This is a genomic window from Rhodococcus sp. B7740 (assembly GCF_000954115.1).
Classification (GTDB): domain Bacteria; phylum Actinomycetota; class Actinomycetes; order Mycobacteriales; family Mycobacteriaceae; genus Rhodococcoides.
Window position 1 is genome coordinate 5,187,989 of the sequence record NZ_CP010797.1, and the last position, 20,832, is coordinate 5,208,820.

Consider the following 20,832-nt stretch of genomic DNA (forward strand, 5'->3'; position numbering starts at 1 on the left):
ACGACCCCAGCGCGAGCGTTTGGTGGATCCGGCCTCGGGTATCCGCCCGTGCATGACCAACGTCACCCTCCGTGTCAACGGCATCGATCGCGAGATCGACTGCGACACCCGATCCACCCTGCTCGACGCTCTCCGGGAGAACCTCGATCTGATCGGTGCCAAGAAGGGGTGTGACCACGGGCAGTGCGGTGCCTGCACGGTGTTGGTCGACGGACGGCGGATCAACAGCTGCCTGACGTTCGCGGTTGCACAACAGAATCGCGACATCACCACGATCGAGGGATTGTCCGACGGCGACACGCTGCACCCCGTGCAGCAGGCGTTCGTCGATCGCGACGCGTTCCAGTGCGGGTATTGCACTTCCGGGCAGATCTGTTCGGCGGTCGCAGTGATCGAAGAGGCGAAGCAGGGTTGGCCGAGCGCGGTCACCGAGGACATCGAGGCCGCCGACATCGAACTCGACTCCGATGAAGTGCGAGAACGTATGAGCGGCAACCTCTGTCGTTGTGGTGCCTACTGCAATATCGTCTCGGCCGTACGGGACGCATCGTGAAGACCTTCGAGTACGACGCAGCCACCGCGGTCGACGACGCCGTGGCCCGCCTCGCCGAGAACGAGAACGCGATGGTGCTCGGCGGGGGAACCAACCTCGTCGACCTGATGAAGCTCGGTGTCGTGGGTCCGACGACGCTGATCGACGTCACGCGACTTCCGTTGCACGACATAGACGTATCCGACGACGGATCGCTTCGTGTCGGTTCGGGTGTGACCAACAGTGATCTCGCGGTGCATCCGGTGGTGCGTCAGCGTTATCCGGTGCTCTCACGGGCCGTGCTCTCCGGTGCGTCGGGCCAGTTGCGCAACATGGCGACCACGGGCGGAAACCTGTTCCAGCGCACCCGGTGTGTGTACTTCATGGATGCATCGAAGCCGTGCAACAAACGCGAACCCGGTTCGGGCTGCCCGGCCCGGACGGGTGAACACCGAAACCTGGCCATTCTCGGAGCTTCGCAGGCCTGCGTGGCGACGCATCCCTCCGACATGGCGGTCGCGCTGACCGCCCTCGACGCACGCATCGTCGTCCAGGGGGTCGACGGTGAGCGTGTGGTCGACATCGACGACTTCTACCGGTTGCCCGGTGACGCGCCCGAGCGCGACAACACCGTCGCCCGAGACGAACTCGTCACGGCCGTCGAGATTCCGGCACCGGCGGCCGGCACCGTCTCGACCTACCGCAAGGTGCGCGACCGGCAGTCCTATGCCTTCGCGATCGCCTCGGTCGCCGCCACTCTCGACGTCGAGGACGGGATCGTGCGCGGGGTGTCGATCGCGCTGGGCGGTGTCGCGCACAAACCGTGGCGGGCCCGCACGGCCGAGCACGCGCTGCTCGGCGCGGCCGCCGACGAGGCGTCGTTCCGGCGCGCGATCGCACTGGAACTCGATGCGGCAGAGCCGTTGCGTGACAACGCATTCAAGGTCCCGCTCGTGACCAACCTGGTCGCTCGCACGTTGGTCGAACTCACGGAGTCGGGAGATCGGTCATGACCGCATCGATCGGACAACCGATCCAGCGCACCGAATCGATCGCGAAGGTCACCGGTCGAGCCCGTTACGCCGCCGAGCAGCCGCCGGCCGTCGGGCAGCTGTACGCCTGGTACGTGCCCGCGACCGTTCCTGCCGGCACGGTCGAACGTGTCGAACTGGACGCCGACGCTACGGTTCACGCAGTCCTGTGGCACGACAACGCCGAGCGCCTGGGTGATGTCGAGGACGCCGAACTGCATGTGCTGCAGTCGAACACCGTCGCCTATCGAGGTCAGATCGTGGCCGTCGTCGTGGCCGACACCCTCCAGGATGCCCGCGCCGCCGCAGCCCGAGTGCACGTGCGCTACGCCGACGTGCGTTCTCCCGACAACACTCTGACCGCAGACCACGGTTCGCTGTATGCGCCGGAATCGGTCAACGCGGGGTTTCCCACCGACGTCACCGTCGGCGATCCCGATGCGGCGCTCGCATCGGCCGAGCACCTGATCGACAACTGGTACTCCACCGCGCCGATGCACAACAGTCCGATGGAGCCGCACGCCACCACGGCGCAGTGGTCCGACGGCGTGCTGACGGTCTGGGATTCGACGCAGGCACCGTCGGGTGTTCAGGGCGACCTCGCCACGGCCTTCGACCTCGAGCCCGAGAACGTTCGAGTGATCGCGGAGAACGTCGGCGGCGGTTTCGGAGCCAAGGGCAGTACTCGGCCCAACGTGATCCTCGCGGCGATGGCCGCACGAGCCACCGGCCGCACCGTCAAGTTGGTGTTGCCCAGGCAAGCTCTCTTCGACGTCGTCGGCTATCGCACCCCGACGCTCAATCGCGTTCGGCTGGGCGCTGATTCGACAGAAACCCTGCAGGCCATCACGCACGACTCGTTTCAGCAGACCAGCACGATCTTCGAGTTCTGCGAGCAGACGTCGGAATCCACTCGCCACATCTACGCGTCCCCGAACCGTCGCACCACTCACCGACTCGCGCAGCTGGACGTCGGAACTCCGCGCTGGATGCGGGCTCCCGGTGAAGCGCCCGGCATGTTCGCCGTCGAGACGGCCATCGACGAACTGGCTGTGGCCACCGGCATCGATCCGATCGACCTGCGGATCCGCAACGAGCCGGACGTCGATCCCGCGAGCGGCAACCCGTTCAGCTCACGCAGCGTGGTCCAGTGCCTGCGCGAGGGTGCCGAGAAGTTCGGCTGGGACCGCCGCGAGTCCGCGCCCGGTCGCCGTCGAGAAGGCAACACCCTGATCGGCATGGGAGTCGCGACGGCCAGCTACCCGGTGTTGATCTCACCGTGTACCGCGTCGGCGCGCGTGGAGCAGGACGGCACGATCACGGTGTCCGTCGCTGCGTCGGACATCGGGACCGGAGCGCGCACCGTGCTGCGCCAGATCGCCGCCGATGCCCTCGAGGTGGACGCAGATGCCGTCACACTCGAACTCGGCGACAGCGCTCTGCCGAAAGCTCCCGGAGCCGGTGGGTCCTCGGGTACGTCGTCCTGGGGGTGGGCCGTCACCAAGGTCTGCCACTCGCTGAAGGCACAGGGTTCGTACGAGCCGGGCAACTCTGCCGATGCCGACACCACCGACGACGTCGAGGGCCAGAAGGAGTTGGCGCGCATGGCGTTCGGCGCTCAGTTCGCGGAGGTCGCGGTCGACATCGACACCGGCGAGGTGCGGGTGCGACGGATGCTCGGGGTGTTCGGCATCGGCGCGGTGATGAATCCGCGGCTGGCCAGGTCTCAGCTCATCGGCGGCATGACGTTCGGACTCGGAATGGCACTGATGGAGAACGGCATCACCGATCACGAGTTCGGCGGGTTCGCCAATCACGATCTCGCCGAGTACCACATCCCGGCGTGTGCGGACGTCACCGACCTCGAGGCGGTGTGGATCGAGGAGGTCGATACCGAACTCGCGCCGATGGGCGGCAAGGGAATCGGCGAGATCGGCGCAGTCGGATCCTCGGCGGCCATCGGCAACGCGGTCTACAACGCCACCGGCGTTCGCGTCCGTGACCTGCCGATCACCCTGGACAAGGTGCTGACGCAGTGGAGTGGTCAAGTGCCCCAGGCGGCACTTGACCACCCCACTGGCCGCTAGGCCAATATCCGCTGCAGGAATTGGTGGGTGCGGGGCTCGGTGGGGTTCACCAGCACCTGCTCCGGCGTGCCGCGTTCGAGAACGACGCCGTTCTCGATGAACAGCACCTGATCGGCGACTTGCTGCGCGAAGCGGATTTCGTGGGTGACGATCACCATGGTCCAGCCCTGCGCGGCAAGGCCTTTGATGACGGCCAGAACCTCGCCGACGAGCTCGGGATCGAGGGCCGAGGTGGGCTCGTCGAACAGCATCAGCTTGGGTCGAAGGGCGAGAGCTCGCGCAATTCCGACGCGTTGTTGCTGGCCTCCGGAGAGCTGGAACGGGTACTGGTCGGACTTGGCGTCGAGACCGATCTGATCGAGGATGGCGTGCGCGTCGCGGATGGCGTCGTCCTTGGCGCGCTTCTGCACGATCACCGGTCCCTCGATGATGTTCTGCAGCACCGTCTTGTGCGGAAACAGGTTGTGGCTCTGGAACACCATGCCGCTCTGGGCGCGGAAATGTCGGAGCTGCGGCGCTCCGACGGGCTCGGAGAAATCCACCGACACGTCCCCGATACGAATGATGCCTGCGTCGGCCTGATCGAGTGCGTTCAGTGTGCGCAGCACCGTGGTTTTGCCGGATCCGGACGGTCCGATGATGACGGTGACGGTGCCGGACGGCACGCCGAACGAGATGTCCTTCAACACCTCGAGTGGCCCGAACGATTTCTTCAGTGCGGATACTTCCAGCAGGTCTGTCATTTGGCCACGTACCTGTCGAGTCGGACTTCGAGTTTGCCTTGGAAGAACGAGAGAACGATGCAGATCGCCCAGTAGTACAGCGCCGCTACGGAGTACAGGGTGAAGAAGTCGAAGGTCGGCGCCGCCGCGAGTTGCGCGACGCGCAGCAGCTCCGTCACCAGGATGGTCGATGCGAGCGAGGTGTCCTTGACGAGCGAGATCAGCGTGTTCGACAACGGTGGCACCGCGGTACGCAGTGCCTGCGGAAGCACGATGCGCTGCAACGTGGTTCGGTACCCCATCCCGATGGTCTGCGCCGCCTCCCACTGGCCCTTGGGCACGCTCAGTATCGCGGCACGGATGACCTCGGCCGCGTAGCCACCGACATTCAACGAGAATGCGACCACCGCGGCCGGGAACGGCGAGATCACGATGCCGAACTGCGGCAGCCCGTAGAAGATGATGAACAGCTGCAGCAGCAGGGGAGTGCCGCGGATGATCGAGACGTAGAACCGGGCGACGGCGGCGAGCGGCTTGTTCGACGAGATGCGTGCCAGCGCCACGGCGAGGGCGATGACGAGTCCGACGACGAAGCTGATCGCGGTCAGCGGAATCGTCATGGTCACAGTGGCTTCGAGCATCGGCCACAGGTTGTCGAGCACCAACTGCATCTTCGACGGTGCAGTGGTTCCCGCGTCCTCGCTCTCCGGAACAACGGTGTCCGCGGTCGGTGCGGCGACGTCGCTGCCGAAGTACTTGTTCGAGATCTCGGCGATGGTGCCGTTCTCACGCAGTGTGTCGATGGCCGTGTCGACCTCGTCCATCAACCCACTGTCCTTGCGGGCCACGAACGATTGCAGGGTCGTGTCTCCGGTCTCGCCTGCGATCTTCACGCCGGTGTCGCCGGTCTGCTGCAGGTACTCGGCGATGGCGAGGGAGTCGTTGACGGTGGCGTCGACGCGGCCGTCCTTGACGAGCGTGACCGCCTGGACGAATCCCTCGACGGCTTCGACGTTCGCGCCTGCGTTCGCCGCGACCTCCGCCCAGTTGCTCGTCGAGGATTGGGCGGTGGTCTTGCCGGCCAGGTCGGCGAGAGAGGTGATGGTGGAGTCGTCTGCGGCGGTGAGGATCTGGCCTTCCGACACCGTGTAGGGCGTGGACAGGTCGTAGGCCGACTGGCGCGCAGGAGTGATCGAGACCTGGTTGGCGATGAGGTCGAACCGTTGGGACTGCAGGCCGGCGAAGATCGAGTCGAACGGGGTCTGCACGAAGTCGACGCGTACGCCCAGTTCTGCACCGACCGCGTTGATGACGTCGATGTCGTAACCGGTGAGTTGTCCGTCGTCGCCCTGATAGCTGAACGGACTGTAGGTGCCCTCGGTACCGACGACCAGTACGCCCTCGTCCTTCACCCGGTCCAGTAGCGACTCCGAGGACGAGCTGCAGCCGGACAACCCCAGGATTGCGATCAGAATCGCGACCAGAGCAAGAATCGATCTGCGCACCATCTGCGCCCGCTTTCGCCGTATGTACGAGTGGAGCAAACCTACCCGTCGATCTCCAGTTCCGCTGACACCACGACGGTGTTGTTCATCGGCAGTGCGGCCACCCCGAGTGCGGTGCGGGCATGGGCACCGATCTCGGGACCGAAGATGGCGAGCACCAGATCGGAGAAGCCGTTGACGACCGTGGTGGTCTGAGTGAAACCGTGGTCGGCGTTGACCGATCCGGTGACGGTCAGCCACGCGCTGATTCGATCGAGGTCGCCGATCGCACGGGTGAGGCTGCCCAGCACGGCGAGAGCCGCATCGCGCGCGGCATCGGTGGCGGCGTCGAGACTCACCTGCGATGGCACTGCGCCGAACGGGCCTGCCAGGGCACCGTCCTGCTCGAGCGGCGAATGGCCCGAGGCGAAGACTCGGTTGCCGCGCACGCGAACCCACTCGAACGAGTACTCGAAACCGGGTGGGGCGGTCGGTTCGCCGGGCAAGGTGAAGCCCAGTTCGGTGATGCGACGTTCGATCTCCATGAAGGAAAACTCTGTCAGACCGCGATGCCGTTGATGGTGCGAACGGTCCAGCGAGAACCGTCGTGTTCGAGGGTCGAGACGCCCGCGTTGAGGATGCGTGGGGAGTGGCGTCGCCGGATCGCGTCGAAGATCGCCCGGATGACGCCGCCGTGCGCCACGGCGATCACCGCGGAGTCCGGATAGCGCGAGGCGATCTCGTCCACGCCGCGAACGCCACGCACGATCAGGTTCGAGCGTGGCTCCAGGCCCGGATACCGGCCGTCGGGCCAGTGCGAGTACGCGTCCCAGTCGGTGAATCCTTCGGCGTCACCGAAATGCCGCTCGGCCAGGTCGGGGAACTCGGCGGTGCGGGTAAGGCCCAGGTGCGCGCCGATGATGTCCGCGGTTTCCGCTGCTCTGATCAGCGGGGAGCTGACCAGGTGGTCCCACGTTCGGTACTCGAGTTCGTGGCCGGCCTCGCGGGCCTGGGCACGGCCGGTGTCGTTGAGAGGAATGTCCGATGAGCCCTGCAGACGCCCGTGCAGATTCCAGTTCGTTTCACCGTGCCGAACCAGTGCCAGAAGAGTCATAGTGAGCGGAGAATATCCCAGAGTTACCAGGGAGTACGGTCGATACGAAGATACGCGAACGAGCTTGGAGGATTGTCGATGAATCTTGCCCTCACAGAAGAAGAGGCCGCGTTCCGTGACGAGATGCGGACGTTTTTCACCACGAAGGTCCCGGCCGAGATTCGCGAGAAGAGCGCGACGGGTCAGGAGTTGAGCAAGGACGAGGTGGTCACGACCATGCGAATCCTCAACGAGAACGGCTTGGCCGTGCCGCATTGGCCGGCCGAGTTCGGTGGCCGCGACTGGACCGCTGTGCAGCGCCACATCTGGCTCGACGAGATGCAGTTGGCGTCGGTGCCCGAGCCGCTGGCGTTCAACGCCTCGATGGTCGGCCCGGTCATCGCGACGTTCGGCTCTCAGGAGCTCAAGGAGAAATTCCTGCCCAAGACGGCGAACCTCGACATCTGGTGGTGCCAGGGCTTCTCCGAGCCCGAGGCCGGATCGGACCTGGCGTCGTTGCGCACCACCGCGATCCGAGACGGTGACGACTACATCGTCAACGGACAGAAGACGTGGACCACGCTCGGCCAGTACGCCGACTGGATCTTCGCGCTCGTGCGCACCAACCCGGACGCGCCGAAGAAGCAGGCAGGAATCTCGTTCCTGCTCATCGATCTGAACACTCCCGGCATCGAGATGCGCCCCATCAAGCTGATCGACGGCAGTGTCGAGGTCAACGAGGTCTTCTTCGACAACGTCCGCGTTCCGGCGGAGAACCTCGTCGGCGAGGAGAATCAGGGCTGGAGCTACGCCAAGTTCCTGCTCGGCAACGAGCGCACCGGCGTCGCCCGGGCCGGACACACCAAAGTGCATCTGGGACAGGCGAAGAAGCACGCAGCGCAGACGAAGGTCGGCAGCGGCACATTGCTCGACGACCCCTTGTTCGCGGCCAAGATGGCCGAGGTCGAGAACGAACTGCTCGCGCTGGAGCTGACTCAGCTGCGCCTGGTGTCGAGCTCGGACGACGGTAAGCCGAATCCGGCGTCGTCCATCCTCAAGCTGCGGGGATCGGAATTGCAGCAAGCGACGACCGAACTGCTGATGGACGTCGCCGGGCCGGACTCACTGCCCTACGAGGCGGGCGAGGACATCGAGAGCGAGGGCTGGGCGCAGCGCTCGGTACCGGGGTACCTCAACTACCGCAAGGTGTCCATCTACGGCGGCTCGAACGAGGTTCAGCGCACCATCATCGCCTCTGCGATTCTCGGACTGTAAGGGAGCATCTGAAAGACATGGATTTCGAACTCAACGAAGAGCAGAAGCTGCTGCGCGACACCACTCGTGAGGTGCTCACGCGGGCCTACGACACCGAGAAGCGCAACAAGATCGTTGCCGGTGAACTGGGCTGGAGCACCGACGTGTGGAAGCAGTTGGCCGAGGTCGGGCTGCTGGGTCTGACGTTCGGCGAGGAAGACGGCGGGATGGACGCCGGTCCCGTGGAGATCATGGCCGTGATGACCGAGGTCGGTCGACGCCTCGCACCCGAGCCGATTCTCGATGCCGTCCTCGTTCCGGGCGGGTTGATCTCCGAGCTCGGCAGCGCCGAGCAGCGCGCGCGGCTCCTGCCGCCGGTGGCCGAGGGATCGTCGATGTTGGCGTTCGCGCACAACGAGTCCGGCAGCCGCTGGCCGAACATCGAGGTCGCCACCACCGCCACCGAGGACGGTGGATCGTGGGCGATCAACGGCGTCAAGAACCCGGTTCCGCACGGTGGTAGCGCAGACGTGATCGTTGTCAGTGCCGCGCTGCCCACCGGTGGCACGGGACTGTTCGTCGTCGATGCCGATGCGACCGGCCTCACGCGCAAGTCCTACGCCACCCACGACGGTCAGCGCGCCGCTCAGATCGAATTCGTCGATGTCGCAGCAGAACCGCTCGGTACCGCCGAGAACGCGGCAGCGGCCATCACCGGGGCCGAGGTGCGGGCTCAGGCCGCGCTGTGTGCCGAGGCGATCGGCGCCATGGAGGAGGCTCTGCGGCTGACCACCGATTACCTGAAGGCGCGCAAGCAGTTCGGGGTTCCGCTGGCCAAGTTCCAGGCGCTCACCTTCCGTGCGGCGGACATGTACGTGCTGCTCGAACTGGCCCGCAGCATGAGTCTGTACGCCACGATGTCGTTGGCGGACGGCAACGTCGACCCGACCATCGCCTCGCGCGCCAAGCTGCAGATCTCCCGCTCCGGTCGCAAGATCGGCCAGGAGGCCATTCAGTTGCACGGCGGAATCGGCGTCACCGCCGAATATCCGGTCGGGCACTACACCAGTCGGCTGGTGGCCATCGAGCACACTCTCGGCGGTGCCGACGAGCACCTGCGCATCCTGGCGTCGAAGGTCGCCGATCACGATCTCATCGGGATCTGACTCTCGTCGTCAGACGCCTCGGGCCCGGCCACCTGTCGAAGGTGGCCGGGCCCGAGGTCGTTTCGGGAGGTGTCAGCTGCCCGCATCCGCCGCGCCGACGAGGTCGGCCACAGCCCTGGGGTTCGAGACCAGGATCGCGTGCGAACCCGGCACCTCGGTCACCTGAGCGCCCGCCCGCTGCGCCATGAACCGCTCGGCGGACGTCGGGATGATCTGATCCTGCTGGGGGATCAGAGCCCACGACGGCGTGTGCGCCCAGGACGGTGGGCCGCTCGGCTCGAGCAGGGCGCCTGCGGCGATCGTCTTCTGGTGTGCGGCCATGCGAGCGGCCTGCTCCTCGCTGACATCCGGGGCGAAGAACGGACGGAACAGGGCGGGAGTGATGTACGAGTCGACGTTGCGGCCGATGATGTTCGACGCGTCGTCGACGACCGTCAGCCCGATCACCGGCGGTACCAGCGCGGTCACCGGAAATCGGATGGGATCGAGTTCGAGGGCGACGGGTTCGCCTTCGACGGGCATGAACGCGGCGACGTAGACCAGAGCCTCCACGTTGTCGGCGTGCACGTTGCTGATCACCGTGCCGCCGTACGAATGGCCCACCAGGATCACCGGCCCGTCGATGCTCTCGACCACGTCGGTGACCGAGGCCGCGTCGATCGCGGGCCCGCGCAGCGAGTTGTCCGCCGTCACCACGGGGTAGCCGCGGCCGCGTAGATCCTCGGCGACGCCGTCCCAGCTGGTGTTGTCCGCGAAGGCTCCGTGCACCAGCACCACGGTCGGCAGCTCCTGCGCGGAAGCGGGGGCGACGCCGATGCCGACCATCGCTCCCACCGTCAGTCCTGCAGTTGCCAGAAGAGTCGTCAGCGTCGGTTTCGTCATGCCCACAACCTGTCACACGCCGGAAGTTCGTGCGGTGTTCACCGCCGAGATCCGACCAGCTTCCTCTCAGCGAACGCTCGTATGCTTGGCTTGCAGCAGTGGCGTTCGTCCGACCCGGGCGATCGCAAAACCGTAGGTGATGATCGTGAGCGAGAGTTCGATGAAGTCTCGGATGGCCGAGTACCCACGTCCCCATCACTGCTTGTTGCACATCAGCGACACGCATCTCGTCGACGGTGGCGGTCGGTTGTACGGCGGCGTGGACAGTGAGTTGCGGCTCGAACAGGTGATGGCCGACGTACAGAACTCGGGTGTCCGCCCCGACGCGTTGGTGTTCACCGGAGACCTGACGGACAAGGGCGAGGCCGGTGCCTACGAGAAGCTGCGGGCGTTGGTCGAGCCCGTGGCCGAGGAACTCGGTGCGCAGATCGTCTGGGCGATGGGCAATCACGACGACCGTGCGATGTTCCGCCAGAAGCTTCTCGACACCGAACCGACCGTGCAGTCCATCGATCGCGTCCACGACGTCGACGGTCTGCGTGTCGTCACGCTCGACACGACGGTTCCCGGTCGCCATCACGGAGAGCTCGGCGACGAGCAATTGGCCTGGCTGACAGACACTCTCGCCACGCCCGCCGAGTTCGGCACGATCCTGGCGATGCATCATCCGCCGGTGCCGACCGTGCTCGATCTCGCGGTACTGGTCGAGCTGATCGATCAGCCGCGCCTGGCCGACGTGTTACGCGGAACCGACGTGCGATCCATTCTCGCTGGGCACCTGCACTATTCGACGACGGCCACGTTCGCGGGTATTCCCGTCTCGGTGGCGTCGGCCACGTGTTACACCCAGGATCTGAACGTGCCCGCCGGTGGATTGCGCGGTCGCGATGGTGCCCAGGGCTACAACCTGGTCCACGTCTACGAGGACACCGTCGTGCATTCGGTGGTGCCGACTGGCTCGTACGACACTGTGGGAGAACCGGTCTCGGCTCAGGAGACCGCACGCAGGCTGAGCGCAGCGGGAGTCACCATCGCAGACAGTGCGAGGCGGAAGACGTTCAGCGACGCCTAGCGCTGCTCTCGTTCCCACGGCGCGACGATGGGGAAGTACTTGTCCAGGAACTGCGTCACCGTCCGGGTGCGCAGGTCCAGGTCGACCTCCGGAAAGCTGCCGTCGTTGAGGCAGAAGAAGTCCACCGACCGTTTGGGCAGCAACTTCTCCATGGCGTCGAGGCCCGCGACCGTCGTGGTATCGATGTACCGAACCTTGGCGTCCTTCTGGACCACGGCGCGTCCACTCATCAGCGCGTAGTAGTGGTACAGCGAGTTCGTCACCGAGATGTTGGTGCTGGCGCGGAACGCGCTCGCGGCAGTGGACGCGAACTCGTCCGGAAACTCGTTCTCCATTTCCTGCATCACACTGCGCCGCAACGGTGTTGCCGCGTGTTCGAGATGCCGGGTCGTGGTCATACCGAATCTGTCCTGCAGGATTCGACGGTTCACCCGTGCCGCATTCTCGAAGCCGCTGCGGTCGGCATCGCTGTAACCCAACCCGATTCGCGTCGTCGCCTCGATGAACATGCTGATCCCGCCGGGGGAGAAGAACATCGACGGGCTGACCGGTCGGCCGAAGAACATGTCGTCGTTCGAGTACAGGAAGTGCTCGGACAAGCCGGGTATGTGGTGCAGCTGGCTTTCGACGGCCTGCGAATTGTGGGTCGGCAGCACGGAGGTGTCGACGAAGAACGCCTCGCTCGGCACGAACGTCACCTTGGGATGGTCGGCGAGCCACGCCGGCCTCGGGGAGTCGGTGGCCACGAAGATCCGCCTGATCCACGGCGCGTACATGTGCACCGACCGCAGGGCGTACTTCAATTCGTCGATCTGCCGGTAACGGGCCGCCGAGTCGTCGCCCTCACCGACGACGTAATTCGCCATCCGCCGCGCCCTCTGGGCCTGGAATTCGGCCGAGGAGCCGTCGACCCAGGAGAAGACGATTTCGATCTCGAAATTGATGTCCGACGCATGGTCGGCGAACATGTTCTCGATGGTCGGCCAGGTTCTGCCGAAGCGTTCGACGGTACCGCGGACGGCCTCGTCGGGCCGGATGTTGCGCCTGGTCAGCGAATTCTCGATCGGCAGCACGATCTCGGACGGGGAGAACGACCACAGTTCGATCTGCACGGCCGTCGACGCGCCGTAGTACAACCCACTGAACGGCTCGACGCGCGGCCGGTACAGGCGGACGATGCGTGCGTTCGCGGACGGTGACAGCGACCCGTCGGCCACCAGCACTGCTTTTCCGCGGGCGTCGACGGTCTTGGAGTAGAACGGCTCGGCGCGGCAGGCGTGCACCAGTGCCGTGGTCAACGCTTCGCGTGCGGCCAGTTCGATGGCGATGACGGGCCGTTCGTCGTTGCCGCGAACGAGCAGGTACTTGATGTGTGCGGCGTCGAGTACGGCGCGCACGAACAGCAGATCTTCGACCATCGCCTGGTGCGGGGTAGTGGAGGTGATGGTCAGTGCGTAGCGGCCGTCGTGGCTGACGACGTCGGATCGTTCGCTCAGTCGCGCTGCGGATGCGGCAGATTCTCGGGTGACGGCATCGTTGGTCTCGTGCTCCGGTGGAACGAGGTAGATATCGTGCGGGGCAGAAGACGAGGTGATGACGTTCCTTCCGGAGTCGCGCGCTGGCCGAGGGACCCCGGTGCAGGGTCAGTCTAGTGCAGGTCCGGGGCGCGTTCGACGCGCTGCGGTAGAACCCGACTCGCTGCGAGCAGGCCCACAGCAACTCCGGCGGCGTCGGCAAGGGCGTCGGCGAGCGATCCGGAGCGTCCCAGAGGCAGGATCGCCTGCAGGACCTCCGAGATCGCCGCGAACGTCAGTACCCACAGTGCGGTTCGGATCCAGTCGATTCCGGCCAGGCGTGAGGTGTACGCCAGCGCAGAGAACAGTACGAAGTGGATGATCTTGTCGCTGTGCTGAAATCCCGAGGGAACCCCGGACGCGGGGGTGAAGAGCACGATCAGCGCGACGACGAAGGTGACGACCAGGGGAATTCGTAACGTCGACTGCGTGAACACCGCCCGAGCCTACCGACGTTGCAGCACCACGACCGTGTCGATTCGCTCGTCGCCGTCCGGCGTCGTGCGGGTGCGGTGTTCGGCGTGGATCACCTCGAACCCGTCGCCTGCCGCAGCGACGACCGGTTCCGGTGCGAAGAGTCTGTGCTTGGCCGGATGCTGCGAGGCGTGGCTGTCGCTGGGACTGTGGCCGACGATCAGGAGACGTCCCTTCGGCGAGACCGCTGCGGCGAACCTGCGGGTGGTCAATTCGAGCTCGTCCGGTGGCACCTGGAGGAAGTGCACCGACACGAGATCGAATGCCTCTGTCGGAGGAGTCCAGTCCAGGACATCGTGCTGCTGCCAGTTCACCGCGAGTGTGTGCGGCTCGAGTGCCTGTTGTGCCGCACGGGCGCGGCCGAGGGCGACATCGGAGATGTCGACGCCGGTCACGTGCCAGCCTTCACCGGCCAACCACAGGGAGTCGGCACCTTCCCCGCAGCCGATGTCCAGGGCGCGGCCCGGAGTCAGCTCGGACGCTTCCTGTACCAACACGGCATTGGGATGTCCGCTCCAGATGGTGGTGCGCTGGTTGTAGAGGTCGTCCCAGAATGCTTCGTCGAAGGCACCGTTCTCGAAGTCCGGCTCTGCGGGGGTCCGGTCGGCGGCATGAGTGTGAGCGTGCGTGTGGTCGGCCATGGTTCGAGAATGCCCGCTCACGACCGTGGGCGCAAACAAATTTGCTCGATTGGCAAAACGCCGCCTGGGTAGAGTGATCGTTCATGACCGAACAGGAACGTGAAGTACTGACGTGGGCGACGTTCGGGGTCGCCTCGCGTGAACTCACCGAGCAGATCGTCGACGACGGGTTCGTCCCGGACATCGTCATCGCGATCGCTCGAGGCGGTCTCATTCCCGCGGGTGCGATTGCCTACGCCATGGGCGTCAAGGCAGCGGGCACCCTCAACGTCGAGTTCTACTCCGACATCGAGGAGACCCTGCCCGATCCGGTTGTCCTTGAGCCCCTTCTGGACACCGACGCGATCGTCGGCAAGAAGTTGCTCGTCGTCGACGACGTTGCCGATTCCGGCCGCACGCTGGCGCTGGTGATCGACCTGTTGAAGGCGCACACGCCCGAGGTGCGGTCGGCCGTGATCTACACCAAGCCGAGAACCATTGTGCAGCCGGACTATTCGTGGCGTGAGACCGACAAGTGGATCAATTTTCCATGGTCCACGTTGCCGGTCATCACCTGAATCATTCGCTGGAGACGTCGATCAGCACCTTGCCGACGGTTCCGTTCTCGACGGCGTCGTGAGCCGCAGCGGTTTCGCTCAGCGGGAAGCGGTGCAGCGGTAGACCGGTGGCCTCACCCACCTCCAGAACACCGGCTGCTGCCGCCGCGCTGACGTCCGCCTCGGCGTTACGCAGTGCCTCGTCGCCCACGGTGTAGAGGAGTACGAACTGGTAGCGGGTGTTGAGCACCATGTTCGGCCGGACGTCGAGGGTCACGGTGTCGCCGCCGTTGTTGGCGTAGACGGCGATCGATGCGCGGTTGGCTCCCACGGCAGCGTTGAGCGCGGCATTCTGGGCGGGAGCCACCTCGACGACGAGATCGATTCCGGCGGGGATCAATTCGCGGATCTCGGCGGCGGCGTCGCCGGTCTTGTAGTTCACCACGTGGTGCGCGCCCGCGGCGGTCGCCAGTGCGCCCTTCTCCGGTCCGCTGACCGTCGTCACCACGGTCGCGCCCGCCCAGCGGGCCAATTGGATAGCGGCATGGCCGACGGCACCGGCACCACCGGCGACGAGTACCGACTTACCGTCCAGTGCGCCCGGGTGCAGCCGGGTGGGTCCGTCCTCGGAGACGGTCAGTGCGCGGTGTGCCGTCATCGCAGGCACTCCGAGGCTCGCGCCCACGTCGAATCCAACGCCGTCGGGTAGAGGAACCACCCGGGAGGCGGGTAGGACTGCGAAAGACTGCGCTGTTCCGGTCGGACGCTGATGCTGGGCGAGGTAGACCCAGACGCGATCGCCGACGGCCACGCCGTCGACCTCGGGTCCGACGGCGTCGATCACACCGGCACCGTCCTGGTTGGGCACCACCTCGTCGAACGCGAGTTCCTCGCCCGGTCCGGAGCCGGTTCGGTTCTTCCAGTCCGTCGGGTTGACGCCCGAGACCACGATGCGGACACGCACTTCGCCTGCGGCGGGCTCGGACACCTCGCGATCCTTCAGTTCGAGGACGGACGAATCGCCGGTGCGGGTGTACACAATTGCTGGAGCACTCATATTCGGTCCAACGCGCTCGGACCGCACCGATGTTCCCTGCGAGCACATCGGGGTATGCACGAGTGGTCAGCAGTGCCGTCAGAGGAGAAACGAATTTCATGAATCACAACGAAGTGCTCACCGACGCGTTCGGTCGAATCAAGGAGCTCGTCCACTCCGTCCTGGACGACATCCCCGCGGCTGCGTTGACGTATCGTCCGGACGCCGATGCCAACAGCATCGCCTGGTTGTTGTGGCACCTGACGCGGGTGCAGGACGACCACATCGCGGACGTGGCCGGGAGCGAACAGGTCTGGACGTCGGACTCGTGGTTCGAGCGTTTCGGGCTGCCGTTCGACAAGTCCGACATCGGGTACGGCCAGTCATCCGCCGACGTCGCTCAGGTCACCTCGAGCGCCGAGTTGCTGCGTGAATACCACGATGCCGTGCACGCGAAAACCGTTGCCTACGTAAGCAGCGTTTCGACCGACGATCTCGATCGGATCGTCGACGAGAACTGGGATCCGCCGGTCACCTTGGGTGCGCGGCTGGTGTCGGTGGTCTCCGACGACCTGCAGCATGCCGGGCAGGCCTCGTACGTTCTCGGCCTGTATACCCGGCAGGCCTAGCAATCAGGCGTAGAGCTTCTGCAGGTTCTCCAGCGTCTTACGGATGTTGCGACGCTGGAACTGCGGGAACGTCTTGCCGCTGGTGACGATCTTGTCGAACACGAGGGCCAGCGCGTCGGGCCACTTCGTCCGGTCGTCGGTCCAGGTCTCGGTGACTTTCGTGCCGCCCTCGACCGGCTCGAAGTCGTATCGCCAGGTTGCGTTCGCGCCCTTGATCTTCGGAGCGCTCTTGCCGATGGCATGGACGCGGAACTCGAAGGTCTTCCCCGGGTCGGCCGCCGTGACGGTGCAGCGAGTGACCCATTTCGCTCGGCCACGCTTGTTGGTTCCGTCGAAAACCATTCCCACGTAGGCACTCTCGCGGGGTTCGTGGACGGTGGCGCCGGAGTTCTCGGGGCTCCACCGACCCATCTCGGTGGGGTCGCTGATCGCGGCGTAGAGCGTATCGGCGTCGGCATTAACGACGATGCTGTCGGAAACGGTGAGTTCGCGCTTCACGACGATGCACCCTTCTTCAGGCCGGGATGGACACGAGTGAGCATCGGGACCAACAGTGTTCGCGGGGTGATCTGCGCGAAGATCGATCCGATGCGGTTGGCGGGCCCGGGGATCGACACCATGCGTCCCTTGGTCATGTCGTCGACGGCAGTCCTGGCCACCGTCTCGGCAGAGACCCACATGATCGACGGAAGTGCCTTCTCTGCATCGTCTTTCGCGAAGCCTGCGGCTTCGCCGAACCCGGTCTGGACCGGTCCGGGGCACAGTGCGGTTGCGGTCACGCCGGTTCCGCGCAGTTCACCGGTCAGAGACTGGGTGTAAGAGAGTACGAACGCCTTGCACGCACCATATCCGGCCTGTCCGGGCAGAGGCTGGAACGCAGCGGTCGAGGCCACGTTGAGCAGCGCGCCGCGTCCTCGTTCGATCATGCCGGGGAGGAACCGGGTGCACAGGTCTGCGACAGCGACGACATCCACCTCGATCATGTGCATCTCGGCGTCGGGGTCGGATTCTGCGACCGGTCCGAGTGTGGAAAGGCCGGCGTTGTTGATCAAGATGTCGGGGATCAGGCCGAGTTCGGTGATGCGGCCGAGCAATTCGGCTCGCGCCGTGCGGTCGGAGAGGTCCGCTGCGAGTACTTCGGCTCGGACTCCCCGTGCCCGAATCTCCTGTGCCAACTCTTCGAGCTTGTCGGCGCGCCGGGCGACGAGGGTGACGCCATGGCCACGGGATGCGAGCACGCGGGCGATCGCGGCTCCGATTCCCGAGGACGCTCCGGTCACGACGGCTGTCCGATCAGGGGCGGGACGAGGAAGGCTCATGGCTCCCACCGTAGCGAATATGCGCTGCGCAGCGCATTTGAATCCTCATTGAAGGTTAGCCTACTCTTACTTCAACGCTTCTTTGCTTGTCGAAAGGGTAACCATGTTCTCTGCTTCGTCGGCCGGTCGTCGGACTGCCCGCCGTGTGTCCCTGCTGTCTGCACTCGCTGTGTCGGCCCTGGTGGTCGGTGCGTGCTCGTCCTCCGACACTGCCGGGCCCGAGCAGTCGGGAGGCGGTGATTTCGCGGCCGTCACCATCGATTCGGCACTGGGGCAGGCGGTCATCACCGAGAAGCCGGAGCGCATCGTGACTCTCGGTCAGGGCTCGGCCGAGACGGCGATCGCGCTGGGTACCGTCCCAGTCGGTGTCGAGGAGTATTCGTGGGGTGCCGACGACACCGGTTACCTGCCGTGGGTACACGACGCGGTCACCGAACTGGGGGCCGAGCTTCCCGAACAATTCACCGGCGGAACCGAACTGAACATCGAGGCCATTGCCGCCCTCGAGCCGGATCTCGTTCTGGCTCCGTGGTCCGGCATCACCCAGGACCAGTTCGACAAGCTCAGTGCCTTCGCTCCGGTGGTGGCCTACGAGGAGCAGCCGTGGACGATCACCTGGGAAGATCAGATCACCGTGATCGGCAAGGCCATGGGCGAGGAACAGAAGGCAGCCGAGGAGATCGACAAGATCAAGGCGCGCTTCGCCGACGCCGCCGCCCAGCACCCCGAGTATTCGGACGTGAGCTTTTCGTACATCTACAACACAGGTCCCGGGACGCTCGGAGTGTTCCTCGCCGACGAGCAGCGCGTCGCGATGGTGCGCGGTCTCGGGTTGCAGGTCGACCCGGTGGTGAACACGCTCGACGAGACCGAGGGCACCGACTCGTCGGTCATCGGCTTGGAGAATGCGAATCTGCTGAACGATTCCGACCTGATCTTCACGTTCTACTCGGATCCGCAGAACCGTACCGACACCGAGAATCAGCCTGCGTACCAGCAGATTCCGGCTGTTTCCCGCGGGTCGGTCGTTGCGCCGACGGATCAGTCCTTCGTCACCGGGTCGTCCATCATCAATCCGTTGACGGTGCCGTGGGCACTCGAGCGCTACGTGCCGATGATCGACGAGGCTGTCGCGAAGCTCGACGCCGGCACGTCATAGCTTGATCGAGCGGAGCGGAGCAACCACGCGACTCGTGCACAACGCCGAAGTCCACGGTCGATCTGGCAGCTCGTGTTCGAGAGATGGGCGGCCGTAGCCCGGAAGATGGCGTCCGCGGGCTGCTCTCTATCGCCCTCCCTCCATGCTGGCCTTCGCTGGAGGTTCGGGCTGTGCCCGAGGTGGTGCCGCATCACTGCGGTGACGGCATTGGCGCTTCACCCGAATCAGTTTGTCGAGCAGTCTCTTCCAGCCCCGCACCGTGTTCTCGGTGCGGGGCTGGATTGTTTCTGCGGTTCGTGTGGGCAGGCTCAGGCGATGTGGGGGCCTGCGCGGGCGTGGGATGGTCGGGGTTGTCGGTACGGGTCGACGGTGGCCGGTGGGATAAACCAGGGGTGGTTGTCGACGCCGATGAACACTTCCCAGTTGGAGTGGTGGAGGAGTCGGTGGTGGAATCCGCACAGTAGGACGAGGTTGTTCATGTCGGTGGGGCCACCGTCTGCCCAGTGCCGGATGTGATGCGCTTCTGTCCAGGCGGCGGGTTTGCCGCAGCCGGGGAACGCGCAGGTGTGATCACGGGCGATGAGCGCCTTCTTCTGTTTGGCGGTGACGGTGCGTGCGGTGCGAGCAAGGTTGATCGGGGAACCGTTCTCGTCCATGACGATCGCGGTGAGCAGGCAGTCGCAGGCGAGTTGCCGGGAGGTGTTGCGGGAGAGCGGTCCCATCCAGGGCAGCCACCCGACGGTGGTGCCGTCACCGAACAGGTCCCGGTACGCGCCGCGATCTGCGGCACAAGGTGGATTCGTCCCGTCTTCCGCATCGGGGTGGATGGAGTGTCCGGTGTTGATGTCGACCGGATCTACTTCGCCGGTGTCGGATTCGGCTGCAGCGCGCGTGGTTTCGTCGTCTGCGATGTCGTCGGCGTCGGCACTGTCGCGGAGGTCGGTGAGATCGCGCAGGCTGATGTGCAGGTTCAGGTGCGGGCGTTCACCGCCTTCGATGGGTCGATCACTCGAGGCGAGGTACTGGTCGAGGATGTGTCCGAAGGCGTCGGCTCTGCGCCTCGCGGGGCTGCGATCGTCTTGGGTGCCGTCGGCGGCGGGTCGTGGTTCGGTCAGCGGGGAGAGTGCGGTGAGCAGCTTCTCGCCGGTGATCGCATCGAAGTCTCCTCTGAGTACCAGCCGCCCGTTCAAGGTCTTGGAGGCGAAGAATTCGTTGCGGTCGGTGTCGTCGGCGGGTGGTGTCTTTCCGCCGTAGGTGTCGTGGAGTTTGGTGATCGCTTCCCGGATGCGGCCTGTGCGTGCTTCGGGTCCGGTGGCAGCGGTGATCATCGCTTTCCGGGCTATGTCCTGGCCTGCTGGGGGGAGGTTCTTGGGTGGGGTTTCGGCGAAGGTAAGGATCAAGGCGGCGTGGTCGACGGTGATGCTGCCGGTGTTCACGGCGTCGGCGATGTCGGGGAAGTTCTTCAGTCCGCGGGCGAGGGCGACGATCTTGGTGGCCTTGGACGGTGAGAGCAGGGTGGTGGAGGTGAGCCAGCCTGCGGGTCCGGGGAAGCCGAGTTTCTCCCGGGAGACGCGGGTGTCGATCTCGGCGACGAGAGCGATCCGGCGGGCTTCGAGCAGTTGGATCTGGTGGGAGACCACAGCAGACTCGGCGAGGAGTTCTGCCTCGCTCAGTTGCCAGATCGCTGCGGTCATGGGAGCAAGTGTATCGAACGCGCGTTCGACTGGCAACCATAGTGCAATCGAAAACTACTGTCCTGCTTAACTATTCGCGATCCTGAACCTGTCGGTGCGTCGTGGTAAGGGGCCGTCGGCACCCGAAGATCGCATGTCTCGGCCATTGTGGGCGAAAAGTGCACACCCGAACTTTGGTGCGTTCCTCTGGACCGCCGATCCTGAAGGTCGTCCGCACGCGGGTTTGGGCGAGACGCCGAGTTCTGCGGCAGTGTCATTGCGCAGCGACGATTGGGTGCGATGGGCTGGGTCGGCTGGGCGGCTGCGGCAGGAACCTTGAAGGCGGCCGGTTCCGATCTCTGCGTCGCAGCCGGCGCAGTGGGCGTTGCGTGGTTGATACCAACGAGACACTCGACAGGATCCGACTGCACTCGGTTTCGCCGAGCTTACTGAGCGAATCGAAGATTT

General features: G+C 65.2%; 21 protein-coding genes. 9 read left to right on the plus strand and 12 right to left on the minus strand.

The features are described 5' to 3' along the window. The first annotated feature begins 52 nt into the window (after window positions 1–52). Genes NY08_RS24315 through NY08_RS24325 form a run of 3 tightly spaced genes read left to right on the plus strand, consistent with a single transcriptional unit; the run spans window position 53 to window position 3,650 of the window. Window positions 53–553: a 2Fe-2S iron-sulfur cluster-binding protein gene (locus NY08_RS24315; RefSeq protein ID WP_045201081.1), complete on the plus strand. Its 501-nt coding sequence runs from the start codon at window positions 53–55 to the stop codon at window positions 551–553. After that, window positions 550–1,545 (plus strand): FAD binding domain-containing protein, encoded by a 996-nt coding sequence (locus NY08_RS24320; protein WP_032396506.1) that lies wholly within the window; start codon window positions 550–552, stop codon window positions 1,543–1,545. The genes NY08_RS24315 and NY08_RS24320 overlap by 4 nt, the downstream gene beginning before the upstream one ends. After that, a complete protein-coding gene (locus NY08_RS24325) occupies window positions 1,542–3,650 on the plus strand; it encodes a xanthine dehydrogenase family protein molybdopterin-binding subunit (protein ID WP_045199265.1) in 2,109 nt (702 codons plus the stop codon). Before NY08_RS24320 ends, NY08_RS24325 begins: the two co-directional genes overlap by 4 nt. Here the strand turns inward: NY08_RS24325 and NY08_RS24330 are convergent. The 4 genes from NY08_RS24330 to NY08_RS24350 are packed head-to-tail and all read right to left on the minus strand — an operon-like array spanning window position 3,647 to window position 6,970. Beyond that, complete coding sequence (locus NY08_RS24330) at window positions 3,647–4,393, minus strand: amino acid ABC transporter ATP-binding protein (RefSeq protein WP_045199266.1); 747 nt, start codon at window positions 4,391–4,393, stop codon at window positions 3,647–3,649. The two genes, NY08_RS24325 and NY08_RS24330, sit on opposite strands and share 4 nt — an antisense overlap. After that, the gene (locus tag NY08_RS25725) at window positions 4,390–5,880 is read right to left on the minus strand and encodes an ABC transporter permease subunit (RefSeq protein ID WP_082074084.1); all 1,491 of its coding nucleotides are present in this window, start codon (window positions 5,878–5,880) and stop codon (window positions 4,390–4,392) included. Before NY08_RS25725 ends, NY08_RS24330 begins: the two co-directional genes overlap by 4 nt. A 38-nt stretch (window positions 5,881–5,918) precedes the next feature. Further along, window positions 5,919–6,401 carry a RidA family protein gene (locus NY08_RS24345; protein WP_045199267.1) on the minus strand — a complete coding sequence of 161 codons (483 nt, stop codon included), beginning with the start codon at window positions 6,399–6,401 and terminating at the stop codon, window positions 5,919–5,921. Window positions 6,402–6,415: 14 nt separating this feature from the next. Further along, a complete protein-coding gene (locus tag NY08_RS24350; protein ID WP_045199268.1) occupies window positions 6,416–6,970 on the minus strand; it encodes a histidine phosphatase family protein in 555 nt (184 codons plus the stop codon). A 78-nt stretch (window positions 6,971–7,048) separates the two neighbouring features. Between NY08_RS24350 and NY08_RS24355 the strand changes: the two genes are divergently transcribed. Next, window positions 7,049–8,224: an acyl-CoA dehydrogenase family protein gene (locus NY08_RS24355; RefSeq protein WP_032396511.1), complete on the plus strand. Its 1,176-nt coding sequence runs from the start codon at window positions 7,049–7,051 to the stop codon at window positions 8,222–8,224. A gap of 17 nt (window positions 8,225–8,241) precedes the next feature. Continuing rightward, window positions 8,242–9,369 carry an acyl-CoA dehydrogenase family protein gene (locus tag NY08_RS24360; RefSeq protein WP_045199270.1) on the plus strand — a complete coding sequence of 376 codons (1,128 nt, stop codon included), beginning with the start codon at window positions 8,242–8,244 and terminating at the stop codon, window positions 9,367–9,369. Between the two features lie 72 nt (window positions 9,370–9,441). Here the strand turns inward: NY08_RS24360 and NY08_RS24365 are convergent, their stop codons facing one another. Continuing rightward, entirely contained in the window at window positions 9,442–10,251 is an 810-nt protein-coding gene (locus NY08_RS24365) for an alpha/beta hydrolase (protein WP_045199272.1), read from the minus strand. 160 nt (window positions 10,252–10,411) lie between these two features. Here NY08_RS24365 and NY08_RS24370 point away from each other — a divergent pair, with 160 nt between their 5' ends. Beyond that, window positions 10,412–11,323 (plus strand): phosphodiesterase, encoded by a 912-nt coding sequence (locus NY08_RS24370; protein ID WP_045201086.1) that lies wholly within the window; start codon window positions 10,412–10,414, stop codon window positions 11,321–11,323. On the opposite strand, the gene NY08_RS24375 is transcribed toward NY08_RS24370, so the two are convergent. From NY08_RS24375 to NY08_RS24385, 3 genes are all read right to left on the minus strand, one after another. Further along, window positions 11,320–12,741, minus strand: a complete 1,422-nt coding sequence (locus NY08_RS24375) for a stealth family protein (RefSeq protein ID WP_045199274.1) — start codon at window positions 12,739–12,741, stop codon at window positions 11,320–11,322. The two genes, NY08_RS24370 and NY08_RS24375, sit on opposite strands and share 4 nt — an antisense overlap. Before the next feature lie 230 nt (window positions 12,742–12,971). Beyond that, window positions 12,972–13,334 (minus strand): VanZ family protein, encoded by a 363-nt coding sequence (locus tag NY08_RS24380; RefSeq protein ID WP_045199276.1) that lies wholly within the window; start codon window positions 13,332–13,334, stop codon window positions 12,972–12,974. Window positions 13,335–13,343: 9 nt separating this feature from the next. Then, window positions 13,344–14,012, minus strand: a complete 669-nt coding sequence (locus tag NY08_RS24385; RefSeq protein WP_052683931.1) for a class I SAM-dependent methyltransferase — start codon at window positions 14,010–14,012, stop codon at window positions 13,344–13,346. Window positions 14,013–14,095: 83 nt separating this feature from the next. On the opposite strand from NY08_RS24385, the gene NY08_RS24390 reads away from it, so the two are divergent. Further along, window positions 14,096–14,569, plus strand: coding sequence for a phosphoribosyltransferase (locus NY08_RS24390; RefSeq protein ID WP_045199278.1), 474 nt, complete (start codon window positions 14,096–14,098; stop codon window positions 14,567–14,569). A 1-nt stretch (window position 14,570) separates the two neighbouring features. Here NY08_RS24390 and NY08_RS24395 read toward each other — a convergent pair whose 3' ends face one another. After that, a complete protein-coding gene (locus tag NY08_RS24395) occupies window positions 14,571–15,605 on the minus strand; it encodes an NADPH:quinone reductase (RefSeq protein WP_200893152.1) in 1,035 nt (344 codons plus the stop codon). A gap of 98 nt (window positions 15,606–15,703) precedes the next feature. Between NY08_RS24395 and NY08_RS24400 the strand changes: the two genes are divergently transcribed. Beyond that, window positions 15,704–16,213 (plus strand): mycothiol transferase, encoded by a 510-nt coding sequence (locus tag NY08_RS24400; RefSeq protein ID WP_045201092.1) that lies wholly within the window; start codon window positions 15,704–15,706, stop codon window positions 16,211–16,213. A 3-nt stretch (window positions 16,214–16,216) separates the two neighbouring features. Here the strand turns inward: NY08_RS24400 and NY08_RS24405 are convergent, their stop codons facing one another. Together NY08_RS24405 and NY08_RS24410 are read right to left on the minus strand one after the other, a co-directional pair. Further along, on the minus strand, window positions 16,217–16,711 hold the full coding sequence (locus NY08_RS24405; RefSeq protein WP_045199280.1) for an SRPBCC family protein: 495 nt from the start codon (window positions 16,709–16,711) through the stop codon (window positions 16,217–16,219). Further along, window positions 16,708–17,532 (minus strand): SDR family NAD(P)-dependent oxidoreductase, encoded by an 825-nt coding sequence (locus NY08_RS24410; RefSeq protein ID WP_045199282.1) that lies wholly within the window; start codon window positions 17,530–17,532, stop codon window positions 16,708–16,710. Before NY08_RS24410 ends, NY08_RS24405 begins: the two co-directional genes overlap by 4 nt. A 103-nt stretch (window positions 17,533–17,635) precedes the next feature. On the opposite strand from NY08_RS24410, the gene NY08_RS24415 reads away from it, so the two are divergent. Beyond that, on the plus strand, window positions 17,636–18,691 hold the full coding sequence (locus tag NY08_RS24415; RefSeq protein WP_045199284.1) for an iron-siderophore ABC transporter substrate-binding protein: 1,056 nt from the start codon (window positions 17,636–17,638) through the stop codon (window positions 18,689–18,691). A gap of 308 nt (window positions 18,692–18,999) precedes the next feature. On the opposite strand, the gene NY08_RS24420 is transcribed toward NY08_RS24415, so the two are convergent. Continuing rightward, window positions 19,000–20,385 carry an HNH endonuclease signature motif containing protein gene (locus tag NY08_RS24420; protein ID WP_045199286.1) on the minus strand — a complete coding sequence of 462 codons (1,386 nt, stop codon included), beginning with the start codon at window positions 20,383–20,385 and terminating at the stop codon, window positions 19,000–19,002. Window positions 20,386–20,832: the final 447 nt, after the last annotated feature.